Here is a 17,715-nt window from a genome sequence, read left to right as displayed (position 1 = left end):
AGTTAAATTTTATTAGTGTATATTAAAAATTACACCGGTATTAAAGTTGAAACCTAAGCTATTGTACCCAATAATCTCATTGTATTTTTCATTCAGGATGTTCTTAGCATCGAAAAACAGCTTTACGCGTTTCTTAGCTAAAGCATATTCTGCATAAGCATTTAACAATTTATAAGCAGGTAAGTTATCAACCGTGTAGGTGGTAAAATTACCATCGGTACGTTTGCCGAAATAACGGAAATTGGCACTCACATATAAATTGCGGGTAGCCTGTGCACCTGCAGTGATGCCGAAAGTATGTTTTGGTCTGCGGAAAAGATAGTCGGCCACAGCATTATCAACAAAGTTGAACTCATTACCTTCTACATAAGCATAGTATCCATTAATGTTAAACACGCTGAATTTTACCGCCGGCTCAACTTCGAAACCTTTGGTTTTCTGACTCACCTGGTTAATATATCCGTTAGGATAAGCATAAAGAATGGCATCAGTTAAATCGCGTTTATAACCCGCAATGCGTAAACTAAATTTATCATCAGCAAAGCTAAAGTTTACACCTGCTTCATAATTCTGAGATTTCTCCGGTTTTAAATCGAGGTTTGCACCAAACTGACCAAAAAGCATGTTTAGCGTAGGAACTTTAAATGCTGTTGAAACCGTTCCGAATAATTTTATTTCTTTAATGATATTGATGCTTGGGGTAACTGAGTAAGTATAGTTTTCGCCATATTGTTCGTGTTTGTTGTAACGTCCGCCAACTTCGAGGTTAAAGATGCTTAAATCGTGTAATAATAATGATCCGTAAGCAGCGAAAATGTTGGTTTCCGGTTTGTTTGTTGCCGATGATAATTTCATCACACGGTTATCGATACCCACCAATAAATCGAGCTTGTTACCTAATTTCTGGTTGTAAAATAAATCCAGTAAGGATACACGGCCTTCGTTAATACTTGGATACTGGCTGTGCGCATCGTTCCTTGTACTTTCGAAACTGTAATTTAAGGTTACTTTACCGGTGGCAAATTCGTATCTGGCATTTGTACCCGCAGCAAAGTTTTTCAAAATCGAATAATTGTTTGCATCAGTAAAGGCACCCCCATCGAATTTATAATTACCATAATAGTAACGTACAAACGGATTTACAGAAAAATGATTATCCAGCTTGATCCCGAAATTCGCATTTAAGGCGTCCGTTTTAAAGCCGTCTTTATCAAATGTGGCTGTGCTGCCAACCGGCGTTGCTGCTTCTGAAATTCCATCGGTTTTGGCATGGGTATAGTTAATGTTATACGAAAAACCTTCAACTCCGCCATTTAAGCCAATGGTTCCTTTGTAAGTTTCGTAACTGCCTGCACTGGCCACACCGTAAATGGTATTGCCTTTAGGTCCGCCTTTCTTGGTGATGATATTGATTACCCCTGCAACGGCATCAGAACCGTAAATGGTAGACTGACCGCCCCTTAAAATTTCGATATGGTCAATCTGATCGATAGAAATCAACCTTAAATCAAACGCACCTCCGTTTCCTGATGGATCGTTTTGTACAATGCCATCAATTAAAACCACTGCGTAGGCACTTCCGGCACCCCTGAAAAATACCGATTTGTTTAAACCCGGGTTACTGCTCGATCCTGCAACAATAATCCCCGCCTGCTCACTGATCAGTTCTGGCAATGATTTACCATTACTGCGCTCCAATACTTCGCGACTGATGATGGTAACCACTTTACCGGTTTGCGATTGTTTCTGATCGTTTTTAGTTGCAGAAATTACAACATCTTTCAGTTGTACACTGTCCTGGTTTTGAGCATTAGCCAGCTGGCTAATCATTAACTGTGCGAGCCCAAGCCCTGCTACAGTTAGCATACTTTTTTTGTTCATTTGATTGTGAGTTTTGCCCACAGCCAACAGATTAGAAAAGGAAATGAAAATACGAACAACGTTAATATCTCAATCCTAGCTTCAATCCCCGAAAGCTATGAAATTAAACGCTAAAGGCAGGTCTTCTGACTTACTCCCGGTTTTCTGTCTTCCCGCCCAGTAGTTAATTGGGCAGTGACTTATGAATAGAAAAACGTTACAGAGCTTACAGCTGCGGGACAGTTACAGATTTACACTGTATTCCCTTTTAATCCAGATTTTACATCGGGAACCAAAAGCAGCGCAAAGGTAGTAAAAAGAGCGGAAAACAATGAGCGAAGATGGAATTGAAAGACAATTAAAGTATTGTAATATACTATTATTTCTTAACCTGGATAATGAATTATTAAAGCACCAGATTTTTTATTAATGTATGTACAGTTTTCATTAAGACGTTTTACCTATCAAACTATTTAATTTTTTCAGCCACAGATGCACGGATGAACACGGAGATTTTATATAAGCTACCGCATTTAACAGTGGTGCATTTTTTAAAAGGTATAGTTATAGCATTATTTTTTGGAAACGAATGTCAGTGTTTTATGGGGGGTAGCAGCCCTGCTATCGCTGTTAGTCCTCCCCCCGATGAAGAATCGGTGTCCGGGCTAACCTGCTCTATCAGGTTTATTTACAACGGTCGCTTTTAATGACACAAACCATAGTTCTTAGCCCCGATTGGATGGATGCCCCCGATTTTTCATCGGGGCAGTAAGGAAAGCGGGACTACCGGTACCGACCAGCACTGTAACTGCGCTGCGAAATGTGCAGCTTATTTTAAATTTTTAGCCACAGATGCACAGGTTAATACAGAGATTTTTTGCTTTTTAACTTAAGTGAAAATTCGGCAAGGCAATAAATATGATCTTTGATTCAGAAATTAAAAGCAATACATCATGACAACTACAAATCAACCCGGCCAAACCATGCAAACGGCCCGTTCATTACAACGATTATATTTTATACGTGCAGGCTTTTCTATCCTCTGGGTAGTATTGGTAAGCGCTCTGGCCAAAACCAATACCGGCATCGCAACTGTTTTATTTATCATTTACCCGGCATGGGATGCCCTTGCCACCTATTTTGATATTCAGGCAAATCCACCTGCTGCCAATAAAATACCACAATATGTTAATGCTTTAATCAGTATTGCAACAACTGCAGGGGTAACACTGGCCTTGCAAAAGGGCATTCCCGAAGCATTGATTGTATTTGGTGCATGGGCCATATTAACGGGACTAATCCAGTTGATTTTGGGGTTGCGCAGGCGTAAACAATTTGGCGGACAATGGCCGATGATGATTAGCGGTGCACAATCCATGCTGGCTGGCGGCGCTTTTATAGCCATGGCGCATCAACCAAACCAGGGCATAACCACATTGGCGGGTTACGCAGCTTTCGGTGCCTTTTATTTCCTGCTTACGGCTTTCAGGTTATCGAAAACCATTAAAGCTGAGGCGTAATAACCAGATTGAATACTGCTTGCGGAATGGAGAAATCATTTAACTTTTATACGGGCGAGGTTCAAAGACCTCTCCCGGTTTAAATTGCGGCTTGTTACCTTTTAATCCGTTTCCTGATGCGGCTTAATGATGGATTGGTGATGCCCAGGAATGAAGAAATGTGGTAAGCAGGAATCCGTTCTACGATATTGGGATGTTCTTCGAGCAACCTCAGGAACCTTTGTTCGTGCGAAAAGAAAATAAACTCTTCGGTGCGCGATTGTGCATAGGCAAAAAATGTTTCTGCCAGCAGCCTGCCGAACTTGCCCCAGTTGAGGTTCTTTTCGTACAAAGCATTCAGGTCACGGTAAGAAATAAAAATGATTTCTGAATCTTCCATGGCCTCGATAAAATACCAGCAGGGGTTTTGCGAAATGAAACTCCTGAAAGAAACCACAAATTGGTTTTCTGAAAAAAAGAAAAGGTTTTTTTCTGCTTCGGTTTCCGGATCGCGGTAAAAAATGCGGAAAATACCTTTTACAACCAAACCAAGATCATTGCATACCATGCGCTGCATATTAAAGTAATCGCCTTTTGCAATCTTTCTGGGTTTCCAAAATGGCAGGCTTTCCGTAATGTCCTGATCGGTTAAGGGTGCAAAATTCTTCAGGTGCAGGGTTAATATCTCGTTTTTATTATTCATGACAGGATGTTCGCATGGGTTAAAATTATACCTTATTATTGATAAAGATAAACAGGCCGAAGTTCAGGATTGATCATCCCTAAAATTTTAACTTAAGTTAAAATTTTGTTACAAGTTACAATAAAATTAAAAAAGGCGACCGGAGTTTATCCAGTCACCTTTTAACAATGAATTATAGTGCAAATTCTGCTATAATTCGTGTGTTAACATGACCTGCCGCTCTTTTAACAGCGGAACAATTTTAGCCACAACAATATCCTGATAATGTTTGCTGTTGAGGTGTGCTGTGAGGGCTTCTTCGTCCTGATATGCCTCGGCAAGCATTATGCTGTTTGGATCAGCGTTATCCTGATACACCTTATAATATAAATTGCCAGGTTCGGCAGTACTTTTTTCAGCGAGTTGGGGCAGATAGTCCAATACGGTATTCAGTTCGCCCTCCGTGATCTGCCATTTGGCAAATACGTGTATGCTTTGTTTGTTCATATTTTTTTAATGATTGAATGAATGATTGAGTGACTGAATTATTGAATTAAGGAATGATATATTTCAATAATTAAGCTTTTACATTTTCTAATAAGGTTACAATCTTTTCGCCTACGCCTTTGGCCGATGCGGGGTTTTGTCCGGTAACGAGGTTGCCATCGGTAATGCTATTGGCAGACCATGGCGTAGCGGCATGGAAAATAGCGCCCTGATCAGTTAATGCTGTTTGCAAGTCGAAGGGAACATCTGCCCTGGCATAATTGTCTTCCTCTTCAGTGGTAAAAGCAGCTATGTTTTTGCCGTTTACCAGATAGGAACCATCGCTTAATTTTACGTTAAGCAAGGATACCGGACCATGGCAAACCGCGCCTACAATGGCATTGCGCTCATACGTTTCGGCAATTACTTGTTTTAGCAACGGAGCCTCTGGCATATCAACCATTGGCGCCAGGCCGCCTGGTATAAATACGGCATCGTAATGGCTTGTATCTATGGATGCAAGCTTTGCAGCTTTTTGCATATCTGCCCAGCCTTTACCTGTGAGGAATTTAAGATTTTCAGGATTATCGGCCAGGTTAAGGGCGTCAAGATAAGGCGTGTCTCCGGTTAAACTGGCAAAATCGATCTGGTAACCGGCATTTTCAAATTCGGCATAAGGGTGTGCCACTTCCGGCAAAAAAGTACCTGTTCTTCTGTTTTGAGGGCCAATGGCATTGGCATTAGAAACGATAATTAAAACTTTATTTTTCATAACCTTAATTTTTTGTGGTGTTTAAATCAACTGATTTGTTTACCTCACAAAGTTGCATCATCAAGGCTTTCGGAAAGGAGGAGCCAACGCACAAAAAAAGTGTGATCAGGATCACACTCATGCCATTAATCTAGCCCGAATAAAGCCGGCTTAAAGTTTCGCGACTTACGCCCAGGTACTCTGCGATGTATTTCTTGGGTATTTTTTGCATCAGGTGCGGATACAGCTGTCCAAATTCTTCGTAGCGTTGCTGCGGACTGCCCGAAAGTAAGGAGACAATCCGTCGCTGCTGTGCCACGTAACCATTGGTAAGTTTCACGCGAAAGAAATGTTCCATTTTATGGAAGTTAGCCGATAAAGTTTCGCGGCCCTCGAGCGTGGTGTACAAAACTTCTGCATCTGCCATGCAAAGGATATGCAGCGTTGCAGGTTTTTGGTTAAAGTAGGCCTGGTAGTCAGCCATCCACCAGTTTTGCCCGGCGAACTGGATAATGTGCTCCTTCCCTTCTTCATCCAGGTAAAACATCCTGAAAATGCCCGATAAAACCAGAAACTCATATTTAGCCAAATCTCCTTCCTGTTGCAGGTATTGGTTTCTCTTTACCCTGCGTAGTGTAAAAAATGTTTTCACGTTTTCATACTCCTGATCGGTAAGCTCAGCAATTTCTTCAATATGGTTTCTTAATCTGTCCATCGGCAATAAACTTACTAAAAAAGCTATAAAATCCCTTTAATTAATGCTTGCTCGTTAAAACAGATGGTTTACGAAGAGCCTGTATTATAAGTATAGAATTTTATCCTGAGGGATAATTATCTTATAAAAAGCATTTCCTTGTCTCAAATAATGGTTTCGGCTAAATCAAAAGCAGATTTGGATAAATCACGCTGCTTAAAGCTGTTGATATTTGTATCAACAAAAGAAAATCAATTATGCGAGTATTTGTTACAGGAGCTACAGGCTTCGTAGGTACTGCCGTTGTGCAGGAATTAATTAACAATGGCCACCAGGTATTGGGATTGGCCCGTTCTGATGCCTCGGCTCAAAAACTGATTGCTGCTGGTGCAGAAGTGCACCGCGGTGACCTGGAAGATTTAGATAGTTTGCGCAGCGGTGCAGCAGCTGTAGATGGTGTGATCCATGCCGGGTTTATCCATGATTTTACCCGCTTTGCCGAAGTTTGCAAGGTAGATCAAACTGCCATCGAAACCATTGGCGAGGTGCTGGCTGGTTCGAACCGCCCGTTTATTGTTACCTCTGGTACTGCTCTGGTAAGTCCGGGTACACTGGCTACCGAAGATATCATTTCTCCTTTTAATCCCGCATGGCCAAGGGCTTCCGAACAAACTGCAGATGCGGTAGCAAAGCTGGGTGTGCGTACATCAGCCATCCGCTTATCGCCATCGGTACATGGCGATGATGATAAACATGGTTTTATCCCGATACTGGTGAACATTGCCCGCGAAAAAGGCGTTTCTGCTTATATTGGCGAAGGACTTAACCGCTGGAATGCCGTACACCGTTTAGATGCCGCACGTTTATACCGTTTGGCTTTAGAAAGTAATGCCTCAGGTGCCCGCTTTCATGCTGCTGCAGAAGAAGCCATTACCGTTAAAACGATAGCTGAGGCCATAGGCAAACAACTGAATATTCCCGTGGTATCCATTGCTCCCGAAGCAGCTGCTGATCATTTTGGATGGTTCTCGCACATGGCTGCAATAGATTGTCCGGCATCGAGCAAATGGACGCAGGAACAGTTACACTGGCAGCCATCACACTCAACCCTACTTACTGATATTGAAAACGGCATCTATACCCAATAAGCAATGAAAATAATAGTAACCGGCTCGTTAGGGAGCATCAGCAGGCCTTTAGCCGAAATGTTAATTGCACAGGGACACCAGGTAACCGTGGTAAGCAGCGACGCCAAAAAGCAGGGCGAGATTGAAAGTTTAGGTGCCATAGCTGCTATAGGATCAATTGCTGATGCAGCGTTTTTAACCAATACTTTTAAAGGTGCAGATGCTGTTTACGCCATGATTCCGCTGAGTTTTACAGCACCTGATTTAGGCGATTATATGCATCGCATGGCCTCAAATTACAAACAGGCACTGAAAGATGCCAACATCAAGCGTATTGTACTGTTGAGCGGCTGGGCGGCAGACCTGGTTAAAGCCGAAAATGTTGAACACCTGTTCGATGGACTTGAAGCATCTATAACTATTATGCGGCCAGGAGCTTTTTACACCAATTTCTACCAGTCGATGGATTTGATTAAAGGCAAAGGTTTGATTGGAAAATTCCTGACGCTGCGTTATTTTGGTTTATGGGCTTTGCTTACTGGAAAAACAGGTTTATTGATGGGAAACTACGGTGGCGAAGACCGGATTGTTTTTGTATCGCCAACTGATATTGCCGCTGCTGTTGCAGAAGAATTGTTATTATTGCCCGCTGGGAAAACCATCCGTTATGTAGGCAGTGAAGAAATGACCTGTAACGAAGCGGCGAAAATTATCGGAACTGCGGTTGGCAAACCCTGGTTAAAGTGGGTATTGCTTAGCGATCAGGAAATGCTGCGGGGCTTAAAGATGGCTAAAGTACCCGGAAAGCTTGCCGAAACTTTGGTAGAAATGCAGGCCGCCATGCACAGCGGCAAAACGCTGGAAAACTTTCACCAGAACAACCCAAAAATGGGTAAAGTAAAACTTGCTGATTTTGCCAAAGCGTTTGCCATCGCTTATCATAAAAAATAACGAACTTTATTTATCATCATGAATAATAACCCGCTTTACCGTTTCAGTAGCATTACCGAATATCACCGCGCTGCAGGTTTGCCAAAACCGGCACATCCCTTAATTAGCCTGGTGCATATGGATGAACTGACCAGGCCACTGGCCGACGGTTCTTTCAGTCTGATCTACGATTTTTATTCAATCTCGATGAAAAGGGTAAAGAATGCCAAATTTAAATACGGACAGCAGGCCAGCGATTTTGACGAGGGCGTGCTGTTCTTTATGTCTCCCGGCCAGGTATTTGGAATGGAAATTGAAAAGGGAGCAGAACGGCACCCGCCCGAAGGCTGGATGATTTTGATCCACCCTGACTTTTTATGGAACACCCCATTGGCTAAAACCATTAAACAATACGAATTTTTCAGTTATTCGGTTTACGAGGCACTTTACCTCTCTGATAAGGAAGAAACGATGCTCAGTACCATTGCGCAGAATATAGAACAGGAATATCATGCCAATATCGATCGCTTTAGTCAGAGTGTAATTATTGCCCAGTTAGAACTGTTGCTCACCTATTCGGAAAGGTATTACCAGCGCCAGTTTATTACCCGTAAAATTGCAAACCACGAAATACTAACCAAACTGGAAGATTTGCTTACCGGTTACTTTGACAGTGGTATGCTTGCCCAAAAAGGACTGCCGAGTGTGAGTTACATTGCCGAAAACCTGAATATCTCCCCCGGTTATTTAAGTGGTCTGCTTAAATCGCTTACCGGACAAAATACCCAGCAGCACCTTCATCATAAACTGATTGAGTTGGCAAAAGAGAAGCTTTCTACCACCAGTTTATCCGTTAGTGAAATTGCATACCAATTGGGTTTCGAGCACCTTCAATCTTTCAGCAAACTGTTTAAAACCAAAACCAATCTCTCGCCAATGGAATTCCGTCATTCCTTTAATTAATTTTTGCCGGTAATTTCTTTACGGTGCTGTACGCCCCAATCGGTCAGGTTGTTGATAATGGTTTGCAGCGTTTTACCGTGTTTGGTAAGCTCGTACTGTACCGTTACCGGATGCGTGTTTAACACCGTACGTTCAACCAGTTTGTTTACTTCCAGTTCTTTTAATTCCTTGCTCAGCATTTTGTTTGATATCCCAACTACATCATTTAAAATGTCCGAAAATCTCCTTTTATTATAATGGCAGATGGATGAAATGATATAGATTTTCCATTTCCCGCTCAATACATCCATGGCATCATGAATGGCCATCATCTCCTTTTTACGATCGTTCTGGTCTATTGGTGTGCAATCCATATGTTACTTTGTTACCTCGAGGTTACTGTTACTTTTTGATACAAAGTTACTAAAATATATTTTGATAATCTAACTTTGAGGCCTCAATAAACAATATCAGGACATGAGTAAATTAAAAAATAAGGTAGCTATTGTTACCGGGGCATCAAAAGGAATAGGTGCATCTATAGCAAAATATTTTGCCGCCGAAGGTGCCAAAGTGGTGGTGAATTATGCAAAAGGCAAGGCCGATGCAGATCGGGTGGTTAAAGCCATAACGGATAACGGCGGAACAGCCCTGGCCATACAGGCAGATGTATCAAAACAGGAAGAGGTAAACAGGCTTTTTGAAGAAACAAAAAATGCTTTTAGCACATTGGATGTACTGGTTAACAACGCAGGAATTTATCAATATTTACCAATTGAGCAGGTAACAGAAGCATCCTTTCATCAGCAGTTCAACATCAACGTTTTAGGATCTATACTGGCTATTCAGGGTGCTTTAAAACTATTTGGCGATCAGGGTGGTAATATTATCAACATCAGTTCGGGTGCCAGCAATACCCCTTTGCCTACCGGCACCGTATATTCTGCAACTAAAGCAGCATTAGATGCCATTACCATTGCCTTGTCAAAAGAGTTTAGTGGAAGAAAAATCCGCATCAATTCCATTTTGCCCGGTGTGGTAGAAACAGAAGGTTCGCACAGTGCAGGTTTTATTGGCAGCGATTTCGAAGCCAAATTAGTGGCCACTACCCCGCTTGGGCGCACCGGACAGCCGGAAGATATTGCTAAAGTTGCTGTATTTCTCGCTTCAGAAGATGCAGCATGGATTACCGGAGAAAAAATTTCCGTTTCGGGGGGCATTTACGGAATTTAAAATTAAAGAGAAAAAATGGACAGGCTAAAAAATAAAGTTGCGGTAATTACAGGTGGTAATAGCGGTATCGGATTTGGAATTGCAGAGGCTTTTAAGAATGAAGGTGCAGTGGGCACCATTACCGGCAGAAATGATGTCACTTTAAACCATGCGGTAAACGCTTTAGGTTCAGGTTTTATCGGTATTAAAGGTGATGTTACCGACCTGAATGATTTAGAAAATACCTTTAAAGAAACGGCTGGTCAATTTGGAAAAATTGATACTTTGGTGGTAAATGCAGGTGGTATTGTGGATGGTATGCCGATGGCAGGCATAAATGAGGTTACCGAAGAAAATTACGACCGATATATGGACCTGAATTTGAAAAGCGCCTATTTTACGGTACAAAAAGCACTTCCCTATTTAAACGACGGCGCTTCGGTTATACTTATCGGATCGAGCGCCGCGCACCGTGCTGCACCTGGAATGACTATTTATGGCGCAGCAAAAGCAGCCATCATATCATTGGCCAGGGGTTTGTCGCATGATTTATTATCAAGAAAAATAAGGGTAAATACACTTTCTCCAGGCTCTATTGATACCCCGGTTTTCGGAAAAATTGTACCTGAAGAACAATTGGACCAGGTTAAGCAACTCTGGATCGATATTACACCTGTAGGTCGGCAAGGACTTCCATCAGATATTGGAAATGCTGCAGTATTTTTAGCATCTGATGAATCAGCTTTTATCGTAGGCACGGAAATTCTTTCGGATGGCGGACTTACCAATATTAGTTTGATGAAATAATTTATTAAAAATGGTTCGGATTTAATTCTATTTTATAAGATAGCTGTCCGAACCATTTTATCAATCTGTTTCTGTGCTAATGGTACAATTGAATACACAAGATTGTTAATTTTGAACAACAGACTTAATTGTTAAATCACTTTTAACTGACAAACATTCTAATTTGATACACGTTGGATTAATAGTTAAAAAATTATAATCATGTCTATATTAGAAAATAAAGTTGCCGTTGTTTCGGGAGCAGGTTCAGGAATTGGAAGGGCAATCGCCGTTACTTATGCAAAAGAAGGTGCTAAAGTAGCTGTTGCCGATATTAATGGCGCACATGCCGAAGAAACCGTTAAAATAATTAATGATGCTGGTGGCGATGCTTTTGCCATTACTGCCGATTCATCAAAAGCAGCAGAAAATAAAGCCATAGTAGAAAAAGTTGTGGCACAATATGGCCGGTTAGATATTGCCTGTAATAATGCGGGTATGGGAGGCCCTGCCAAACCAACCGGCGAATATGAACCGGAAGAATGGGACCGCGTAATTGCCTTAAACCTGAACGGTGTGTTTTATGCCTGCAGGTACGAGCTGGAGCAAATGGAAAAAAACGGTGGTGGTTCTATCATCAACATTGCTTCCATACACGGTCAGGTTGCGGCGCCTAACAGTCCGGCTTATACCGCTTCAAAACATGCAGTAGTTGGCCTTACTAAAAATATTGCTGCAGAGTATGCACAGAAAAACATCAGGTGTAATGCCGTTGGCCCTGGTTATATTGAAACTCCTCTACTTTCTGCCAACCTTGATCAGAAAGCCCAGGATGCCATTGCTGCTAAAAGCCCGATAAACAGGCTTGGAACCGCACAGGAGATTGCAGATTTGGTTGTATTTTTAAGTTCTGATAAATCATCTTTTACCACCGGAAGTTATATCATTTCGGATGGCGGTTATACTGCGGTGTAGAAAGTTAAAATTGATCAAAGCAATTTGTTATTGCGAGGCATGAAGCAATCTTAAAACGTACGCTATTAATTATTTTTTAAGATTGCTTCAGTAAAGATTTATAGGCTACTACTATGCTAAGCTTGCTTTGGAAAAGCACAATCCTGACCGAAGCACAACCGTGCCTGTTAACGTTCAACGAACAAGGCTTTATCCTCAAGGTCTAAAGTTATTCTTTTACCCAGCCAGTTAATCCAGATTATGCCATCATAAATAAGGCCCTCAACAAATTGTACAGGCAAATCTTTAACCACCACAGCCGGCTGATCTTATTAACATGCTTTATGATTATCTTTATTGATTCAAATAATGATTAATTTTCGCAAATCTGATCAGATTAATCAGCCATTACCTATAAGTTTTATTTAATGAAACCACAAAAGCATATCCATACCATATTTTTCATTGCAATATTGATATTTAGTCAGTTAATAACCTTTGGACAAACCAAAAAGCAAAATATTGTAAAAACCGGCAAACCATTTGTACTTGGCGTGATTGATGAAATCCAGTCAAAAGAACTGGCTGAAAAAAGGGTGCTGAATATCTACCTTCCAGAAGGTTATAGCCAAAACGATACGACTAAATATCCGGTAATTTACCTCCTTGATGGTTCTGCCGAAGAAGATTTTATCCATGTGGCCGGCCTTGTTCAGTTTAATAGTTTCGAATGGGTTAATCAGGTTCCCAAATCAATTGTGGTGGGAATAGCAACAGTTGACCGCAAACGGGATTTTACCTTCCCTACAAAGATTGAAAGCGATCAGAAAAAATATCCTGCAACAGGTCACTCAGCTAAATTTATTGCATTTATCGGCAACGAACTACAGCCCTTTATTCGGCAGAGATATAAAACAAATGAATCAAAAACCATTATTGGACAATCTTTGGGTGGATTGTTGGCCACCGAAATCCTGTTTAAAAAACCATCTTTATTTAACAACTACGTTATTGTCAGCCCAAGTTTATGGTGGAACAACGGATCTCTGTTAAATGAACAACCAAACCTCCCCAGTCAGCCCACCCGGGTTTATATTGCAGTAGGTAAAGAAGGATTAACACCCACCGAAATACCAAGGGTTATGGAGGTTGATGCAAACCTTTTGGCAGAAAAGATTAAAGAAACGAAAGCGAAGAATGTAAAGGTATATTTTGATTATCTGCCTTTAGAAAATCATGCAACCATCATGCACCAGGCAGTTTCCAACTCGTTTCGCTTTTTGTATCCTGTTAAAGTAAAAGAATAATTTAATATTCAGGGCTTATTTTATTTTCTTAAAAGTATTCTGATAAACAAAAATTTATCTCACTCATAGATTTCCAATATTCATATACTAAGCCAACAAGATGGCTTCATCATTATATAATATGATTTATATTCTTTCGTAAATACCTTTTAAACGCATGTTTCTTTTAAAATGCGAGTAAAATTTTTTATTTCAAATAAATAAACGTTAATTAGACGATTATTTATTGTTATGAGCACAGCAAACTATGTAATTGGTGTAGATTACGGGACGGATTCTGTCCGCTCCGTTTTAGTTGATACCGCTAACGGAAAAGAGATTTCCTCATCCGTTTTTCTCTATCCAAGATGGCAGAAAGGCCTCTATTGCAAGCCAGCCGTTAACCAGTTCAGGCAGCATCCCCTGGATTATATCGAGGGTTTAACCCACACCATAAAAGATTGTTTGGCCAAAGCCGGTGGAGCTGAAATTGCACATTTGGTAAAAGGGATTTCGGTTGATACTACCGGTTCCAGTCCCGTAGCAGTTGATGCAACAGGTACGCCTTTAGCTTTAACGCCAAGTTTTGAAGAAAATCCAAATGCCATGTTCGTGCTTTGGAAAGATCATACCGCTGTTAAAGAAGCAGCAGAAATAAACGATCATGCCAAAAAGTTTCCGGTAAATTACCTCAAATATGCAGGTGGAATTTATTCATCAGAATGGTTCTGGTCTAAACTGTTACACACCTTAAGAGTTGATCCGGCTATTAAAAATGGGGCAGCATCGTGGGTAGAGCATTGCGACTGGATCCCGTTTTTACTTTGTGGCGGAAATGATATTAAATCAATGAAACGTAGCCGCTGCGCCGCCGGACATAAAGCCCTTTGGGCAGAAGAGTTTAACGGCTTACCTCCTGAAAACTTCTTTAGCAGCCTCGATCCGGTTTTAACCGGCTTTAAGGATAAATTATTTGCTGATACTTATACTTCTGATATCGCTGCAGGAACCCTTAGCGAAGAATGGGCAACGAAATTAGGCTTAAATACCAGTGTAATTGTTGGCGTTGGCGCATTTGATGCACACATGGGGGCTGTTGGCGGGCAAATTGAGCCTTATTACCTAAGTAAGGTAATGGGTACCAGTACCTGCGATATTTTAGTTGCTCCTAACGAAGATTTGCACGGAAAATTAATTAACGGCATCTGCGGACAGGTAAACGGATCAGTAATTCCGGGTATGGCAGGTTTAGAGGCCGGACAATCTGCTTTTGGCGATGTGTATGCCTGGTTTAAAAATTTAATCAGCTGGCCCTTAAATCATTTACTAACTGGATCTAACTTAATTGATGAGGCTACTGCAATTGCTTTAAAAGAAGAATTAGAAGGTAAAATTATTGCAAACCTGAGCAAACAGGCCGAAGCTTTGGAAGATGGAGATTATGCCGAACTGGCCATCGATTGGTTAAACGGCCGAAGAACACCAGATGCCAACCAGGAGCTAAAAGGCGCAATTACTGGTTTGGGATTAGGAACAGATGCGCCAAGATTTTTCCGTGCTTTAGCTGCAGCAACCTGTTTTGGTGCAAAGGCTATTGTAGATCGTTTTAAAGAACAGGGCGTACCTGTAAAAGGAATCATTGGTATTGGTGGTGTAGCAAAAAAATCATCATACATTATGCAGATGATGGCTGATGTATTGGAAATGCCGATCAGGATCCATCGTTTCGAGCATACCTGTGCTTTAGGTGCAGCCATGTTTGCTGCGGTGGCGGCAGGCATCTATCCTACCATCGAAGCGGCTATGGCTGCCATGGGAACGGGTTTCGAAAAGGAATACAAGCCTGATATTAAAAAGCAAAAGCTGTACCGCCAGCATTATCAGCAATATCTGGGCTTAGGCCGTTACCTCGAAAAATACAATAAAAAAGATGTTAAACCTTATTTATCATGAGCAGCTATCAGGATATAAAAGAACAGGCGTATAAAGCCAATATGCAATTGCCAAAATTAGGCCTGGTGTTGTTTACTTTTGGTAATGTAAGTGCTGCAGATCGTGCTAAAGGTGTTTTTGCCATTAAACCAAGTGGTGTTCCTTACGAAGATTTGTCTCCGGATGATATGGTGATTGTCGATTTTGAGGGCAATACCGTTGAAGGCAGCTTAAGGCCATCGTCTGATACTAAAACCCATGCCGTTTTGTATAAGCATTGGGAGGATATTGGCGGCATTGTGCACACCCATTCTATCTATGGTACCGCATGGGCGCAGGCACAAAGGGCTATTCCGATTTTCGGTACCACACACGCCGACCATTTAACAGTCGATATTCCATGTGCACCACCCATGGCTGATGAGATGATTAAAGGAAATTATGAATATGAAACTGGTTTTCAGATTATGAATCATTTTGAAAGCCTGGGTTTAAGCCATAAAGAAGTCGAGATGATTTTAGTGGGAAACCATGCTCCTTTTACCTGGGGCAAAACAGCTGATAAAGCGGTTTATAACAGCGCCGTTTTAGAAACCATAGCACAGATGGCTTTATTAACTGAACAGATTAATCCGCAGGCACCGAAATTGAAAGATTCATTAATTGAAAAACATTACGAGCGGAAGCACGGTGACGGGGCATATTACGGGCAGAAATGAGTTAGGAGTTATTAGTTTGGAGTTTTGAGGCTCAATGACATAAAAAATTTAAAGAATTAGAAAAGCAGTTGCAGTGATTCTTAGTAAAAGATAGTCCCGCCATTCGCTGTAGTCCCGATGAAGAATCGGGAGCTGCCGCTGCTGTCGGGTTTAACCTTGTAAAGTCTACCTAAGTAAGCTAAACCTGATTGGAGTGAGCATTCCGATGTAAAATTGGGATAAAACGGAAAGCAGGACTGCGGTAACCGATGAATTACGGAACTTTGCTTTCCAAAAAAGAAAAGAGCATTTCGGTCTGTGAAGACACAGACCTAGGATTAAATAAAAACAACATCATAATGATTGATTTAAAAAAATTACAGGTTTGGTTCATCACCGGTACACAACATTTGTACGGTGAAGAAACCTTAAAACAAGTGGCAGAACATGCACAACAAGTGGCAGATTCGCTAAACCAGAATGGACATATTTCCGTTTCGGTAGTATATAAACCCATTGTGAAAACCACTGAAGAGATTTTCGAAACTTTACAACAGGCCAATACTGATAAAAATTGTATCGGGGTAATTACCTGGATGCATACATTTTCTCCGGCCAAAATGTGGATCAGGGGTTTAAATGTACTTCAGAAACCTTTACTGCATTTACATACGCAATTTAACCGTGATATTCCATGGAATAGCATCGATATGGACTTTATGAACCTGAACCAAAGTGCCCATGGCGACCGTGAATTTGGTTTTATGGTTACCCGTATGCGTAAAGACCGTAAGGTAGTGGTTGGCCACTGGCAGGATGAAGAAGTGGCAAAACAGATTGATACCTGGTGCAGGGCTGCAGCCGGATGGAACGATTGGCAAGGTGCAAAATTTGTTCGTTTTGGCGATAATATGCGTTTTGTAGCCGTAACTGATGGTGATAAAGTGGAAGCTGAAATGAAGTTTGGCTTTTCGGTAAATACTTATGGTATAGGTGATTTAGTAGCAGTAATTAATGGAATTAATGAGGATGCCATTCAAGCTTTATTAAAAGAATACGAAGAAACTTACGAAATGGCTGCTGACTTAAAAGTTGGTGGTGACAGACATTCGTCTGTTTATGAAGCGGCGAAAATTGAGCTGGGTTTAAGAAAATTTTTAGAAGATGGCGGTTTTAAAGGTTTCTCTGATACGTTTGAAGACCTGCATGGCATGATTCAGCTACCGGGTATTGCAGCACAGCGTTTAATGGCCGATGGTTATGGATTTGCCGGTGAAGGTGACTGGAAAACGTCTGCTTTGGTGCGTGCCTGCAAGGTAATGGGTGCTGGTTTACCTGGTGGAAATGCTTTTATGGAAGATTACACCTATCATTTCGATCCTGCCAATTCAATGGTGCTGGGATCGCACATGCTTGAAGTTGATGCTTCTTTAGCTAATGGTAAAGCCAGTTTAGAGGTTCATCCTTTGGGTATTGGCGGCAAAGCAGATCCGGCACGTTTGGTTTTTAATGTAGCTGGTGGTGATGCTTTAAATGCATCTTTAATTGATATGGGCAATCGTTTCCGTCTGTTAGTGAATGAAGTAAAAGCTGTAGAAGCGGAACATGATTTACCAAATTTACCTGTAGCACGCGTACTTTGGAAACCGCTACCGGATATGAAAACGGGTTGTGCAGCCTGGATTTATGCCGGCGGTGCACACCATACGGCTTACAGTCAGAATTTAACAACCGAGCATTTATTGGATTTTGCAAATATTGCTGGTCTGGAATATGTAAATATCGGCGCAGATACGAAAATTAACCAGTTCAGAAATGAACTGCACTGGAATGAAGTGTTTTATAAATAGTTTGGTTAATTAACGCTCAATGCTCA

Annotated in this window: 17 protein-coding genes and 1 riboswitch; of the genes, 11 read left to right on the top strand and 6 right to left on the bottom strand. The window is 41.3% G+C overall.

Features of this window, described 5'->3' with window-relative positions:
- Positions 1-12: 12 nt before the first annotated feature.
- The gene (locus ABD769_RS13930; protein WP_344852028.1) at positions 13-1,881 is read right to left on the bottom strand and encodes a TonB-dependent receptor plug domain-containing protein; all 1,869 of its coding nucleotides are present in this window, start codon (positions 1,879-1,881) and stop codon (positions 13-15) included.
- A gap of 98 nt (positions 1,882-1,979) precedes the next feature.
- A riboswitch (cobalamin riboswitch) is annotated at positions 1,980-2,172 on the bottom strand.
- A 641-nt stretch (positions 2,173-2,813) separates the two neighbouring features.
- On the opposite strand from ABD769_RS13930, the gene ABD769_RS13925 reads away from it, so the two are divergent.
- Positions 2,814-3,380, top strand: coding sequence for a DUF308 domain-containing protein (locus tag ABD769_RS13925; protein WP_344852027.1), 567 nt, complete (start codon positions 2,814-2,816; stop codon positions 3,378-3,380).
- A gap of 94 nt (positions 3,381-3,474) precedes the next feature.
- Here the strand turns inward: ABD769_RS13925 and ABD769_RS13920 are convergent, their stop codons facing one another.
- The 4 genes from ABD769_RS13920 to ABD769_RS13905 all read right to left on the bottom strand — a co-directional run bounded on the left by ABD769_RS13920 (position 3,475) and on the right by ABD769_RS13905 (position 5,993).
- Positions 3,475-4,062: a Crp/Fnr family transcriptional regulator gene (locus ABD769_RS13920; protein WP_344852026.1), complete on the bottom strand. Its 588-nt coding sequence runs from the start codon at positions 4,060-4,062 to the stop codon at positions 3,475-3,477.
- A 189-nt stretch (positions 4,063-4,251) separates the two neighbouring features.
- The gene (locus ABD769_RS13915) at positions 4,252-4,548 is read right to left on the bottom strand and encodes a putative quinol monooxygenase (RefSeq protein ID WP_344852025.1); all 297 of its coding nucleotides are present in this window, start codon (positions 4,546-4,548) and stop codon (positions 4,252-4,254) included.
- A 70-nt stretch (positions 4,549-4,618) separates the two neighbouring features.
- A complete protein-coding gene (locus tag ABD769_RS13910) occupies positions 4,619-5,299 on the bottom strand; it encodes a type 1 glutamine amidotransferase domain-containing protein (RefSeq protein ID WP_344852024.1) in 681 nt (226 codons plus the stop codon).
- Between the two features lie 130 nt (positions 5,300-5,429).
- Positions 5,430-5,993 carry a Crp/Fnr family transcriptional regulator gene (locus tag ABD769_RS13905; protein WP_344852023.1) on the bottom strand — a complete coding sequence of 188 codons (564 nt, stop codon included), beginning with the start codon at positions 5,991-5,993 and terminating at the stop codon, positions 5,430-5,432.
- A 236-nt stretch (positions 5,994-6,229) separates the two neighbouring features.
- On the opposite strand from ABD769_RS13905, the gene ABD769_RS13900 reads away from it, so the two are divergent.
- Genes ABD769_RS13900 through ABD769_RS13890 form a run of 3 tightly spaced genes read left to right on the top strand, consistent with a single transcriptional unit; the run spans position 6,230 to position 8,992 of the window.
- Positions 6,230-7,120, top strand: a complete 891-nt coding sequence (locus ABD769_RS13900; RefSeq protein WP_344852022.1) for an SDR family oxidoreductase — start codon at positions 6,230-6,232, stop codon at positions 7,118-7,120.
- A 3-nt stretch (positions 7,121-7,123) separates the two neighbouring features.
- Complete coding sequence (locus tag ABD769_RS13895) at positions 7,124-8,050, top strand: SDR family oxidoreductase (protein ID WP_344852021.1); 927 nt, start codon at positions 7,124-7,126, stop codon at positions 8,048-8,050.
- A gap of 18 nt (positions 8,051-8,068) precedes the next feature.
- Positions 8,069-8,992 (top strand): helix-turn-helix domain-containing protein, encoded by a 924-nt coding sequence (locus ABD769_RS13890; RefSeq protein WP_344852020.1) that lies wholly within the window; start codon positions 8,069-8,071, stop codon positions 8,990-8,992.
- On the opposite strand, the gene ABD769_RS13885 is transcribed toward ABD769_RS13890, so the two are convergent.
- On the bottom strand, positions 8,989-9,345 hold the full coding sequence (locus tag ABD769_RS13885; protein ID WP_344852019.1) for a winged helix-turn-helix transcriptional regulator: 357 nt from the start codon (positions 9,343-9,345) through the stop codon (positions 8,989-8,991). The genes ABD769_RS13890 and ABD769_RS13885 overlap by 4 nt on opposite strands.
- 103 nt (positions 9,346-9,448) lie before the next feature.
- Between ABD769_RS13885 and ABD769_RS13880 the strand changes: the two genes are divergently transcribed.
- The 7 genes from ABD769_RS13880 to araA all read left to right on the top strand — a co-directional run bounded on the left by ABD769_RS13880 (position 9,449) and on the right by araA (position 17,689).
- Positions 9,449-10,204: an SDR family NAD(P)-dependent oxidoreductase gene (locus tag ABD769_RS13880; protein ID WP_344852018.1), complete on the top strand. Its 756-nt coding sequence runs from the start codon at positions 9,449-9,451 to the stop codon at positions 10,202-10,204.
- Between the two features lie 15 nt (positions 10,205-10,219).
- Positions 10,220-10,990, top strand: coding sequence for an SDR family oxidoreductase (locus tag ABD769_RS13875; RefSeq protein WP_344852017.1), 771 nt, complete (start codon positions 10,220-10,222; stop codon positions 10,988-10,990).
- A 201-nt stretch (positions 10,991-11,191) separates the two neighbouring features.
- The gene (locus ABD769_RS13870) at positions 11,192-11,944 is read left to right on the top strand and encodes an SDR family NAD(P)-dependent oxidoreductase (RefSeq protein ID WP_344852016.1); all 753 of its coding nucleotides are present in this window, start codon (positions 11,192-11,194) and stop codon (positions 11,942-11,944) included.
- 407 nt (positions 11,945-12,351) lie between these two features.
- On the top strand, positions 12,352-13,230 hold the full coding sequence (locus tag ABD769_RS13865; RefSeq protein WP_344852015.1) for an alpha/beta hydrolase: 879 nt from the start codon (positions 12,352-12,354) through the stop codon (positions 13,228-13,230).
- A gap of 231 nt (positions 13,231-13,461) precedes the next feature.
- Positions 13,462-15,162, top strand: coding sequence for a ribulokinase (locus ABD769_RS13860; protein ID WP_344852014.1), 1,701 nt, complete (start codon positions 13,462-13,464; stop codon positions 15,160-15,162).
- Entirely contained in the window at positions 15,159-15,860 is a 702-nt protein-coding gene (locus ABD769_RS13855) for an L-ribulose-5-phosphate 4-epimerase (protein WP_344852013.1), read from the top strand. Before ABD769_RS13860 ends, ABD769_RS13855 begins: the two co-directional genes overlap by 4 nt.
- A gap of 338 nt (positions 15,861-16,198) precedes the next feature.
- Positions 16,199-17,689, top strand: a complete 1,491-nt coding sequence (gene araA / locus ABD769_RS13850; RefSeq protein ID WP_344852012.1) for an L-arabinose isomerase — start codon at positions 16,199-16,201, stop codon at positions 17,687-17,689.
- The last annotated feature ends 26 nt before the right edge of the window (positions 17,690-17,715 follow it).

Source organism: Pedobacter jeongneungensis (assembly GCF_039538295.1).
GTDB lineage: Bacteria > Bacteroidota > Bacteroidia > Sphingobacteriales > Sphingobacteriaceae > Pedobacter > Pedobacter jeongneungensis.
The sequence above is the reverse complement of the archived record's forward strand: the minus strand, read 5'-3'. Positions and strand labels throughout refer to the sequence as shown.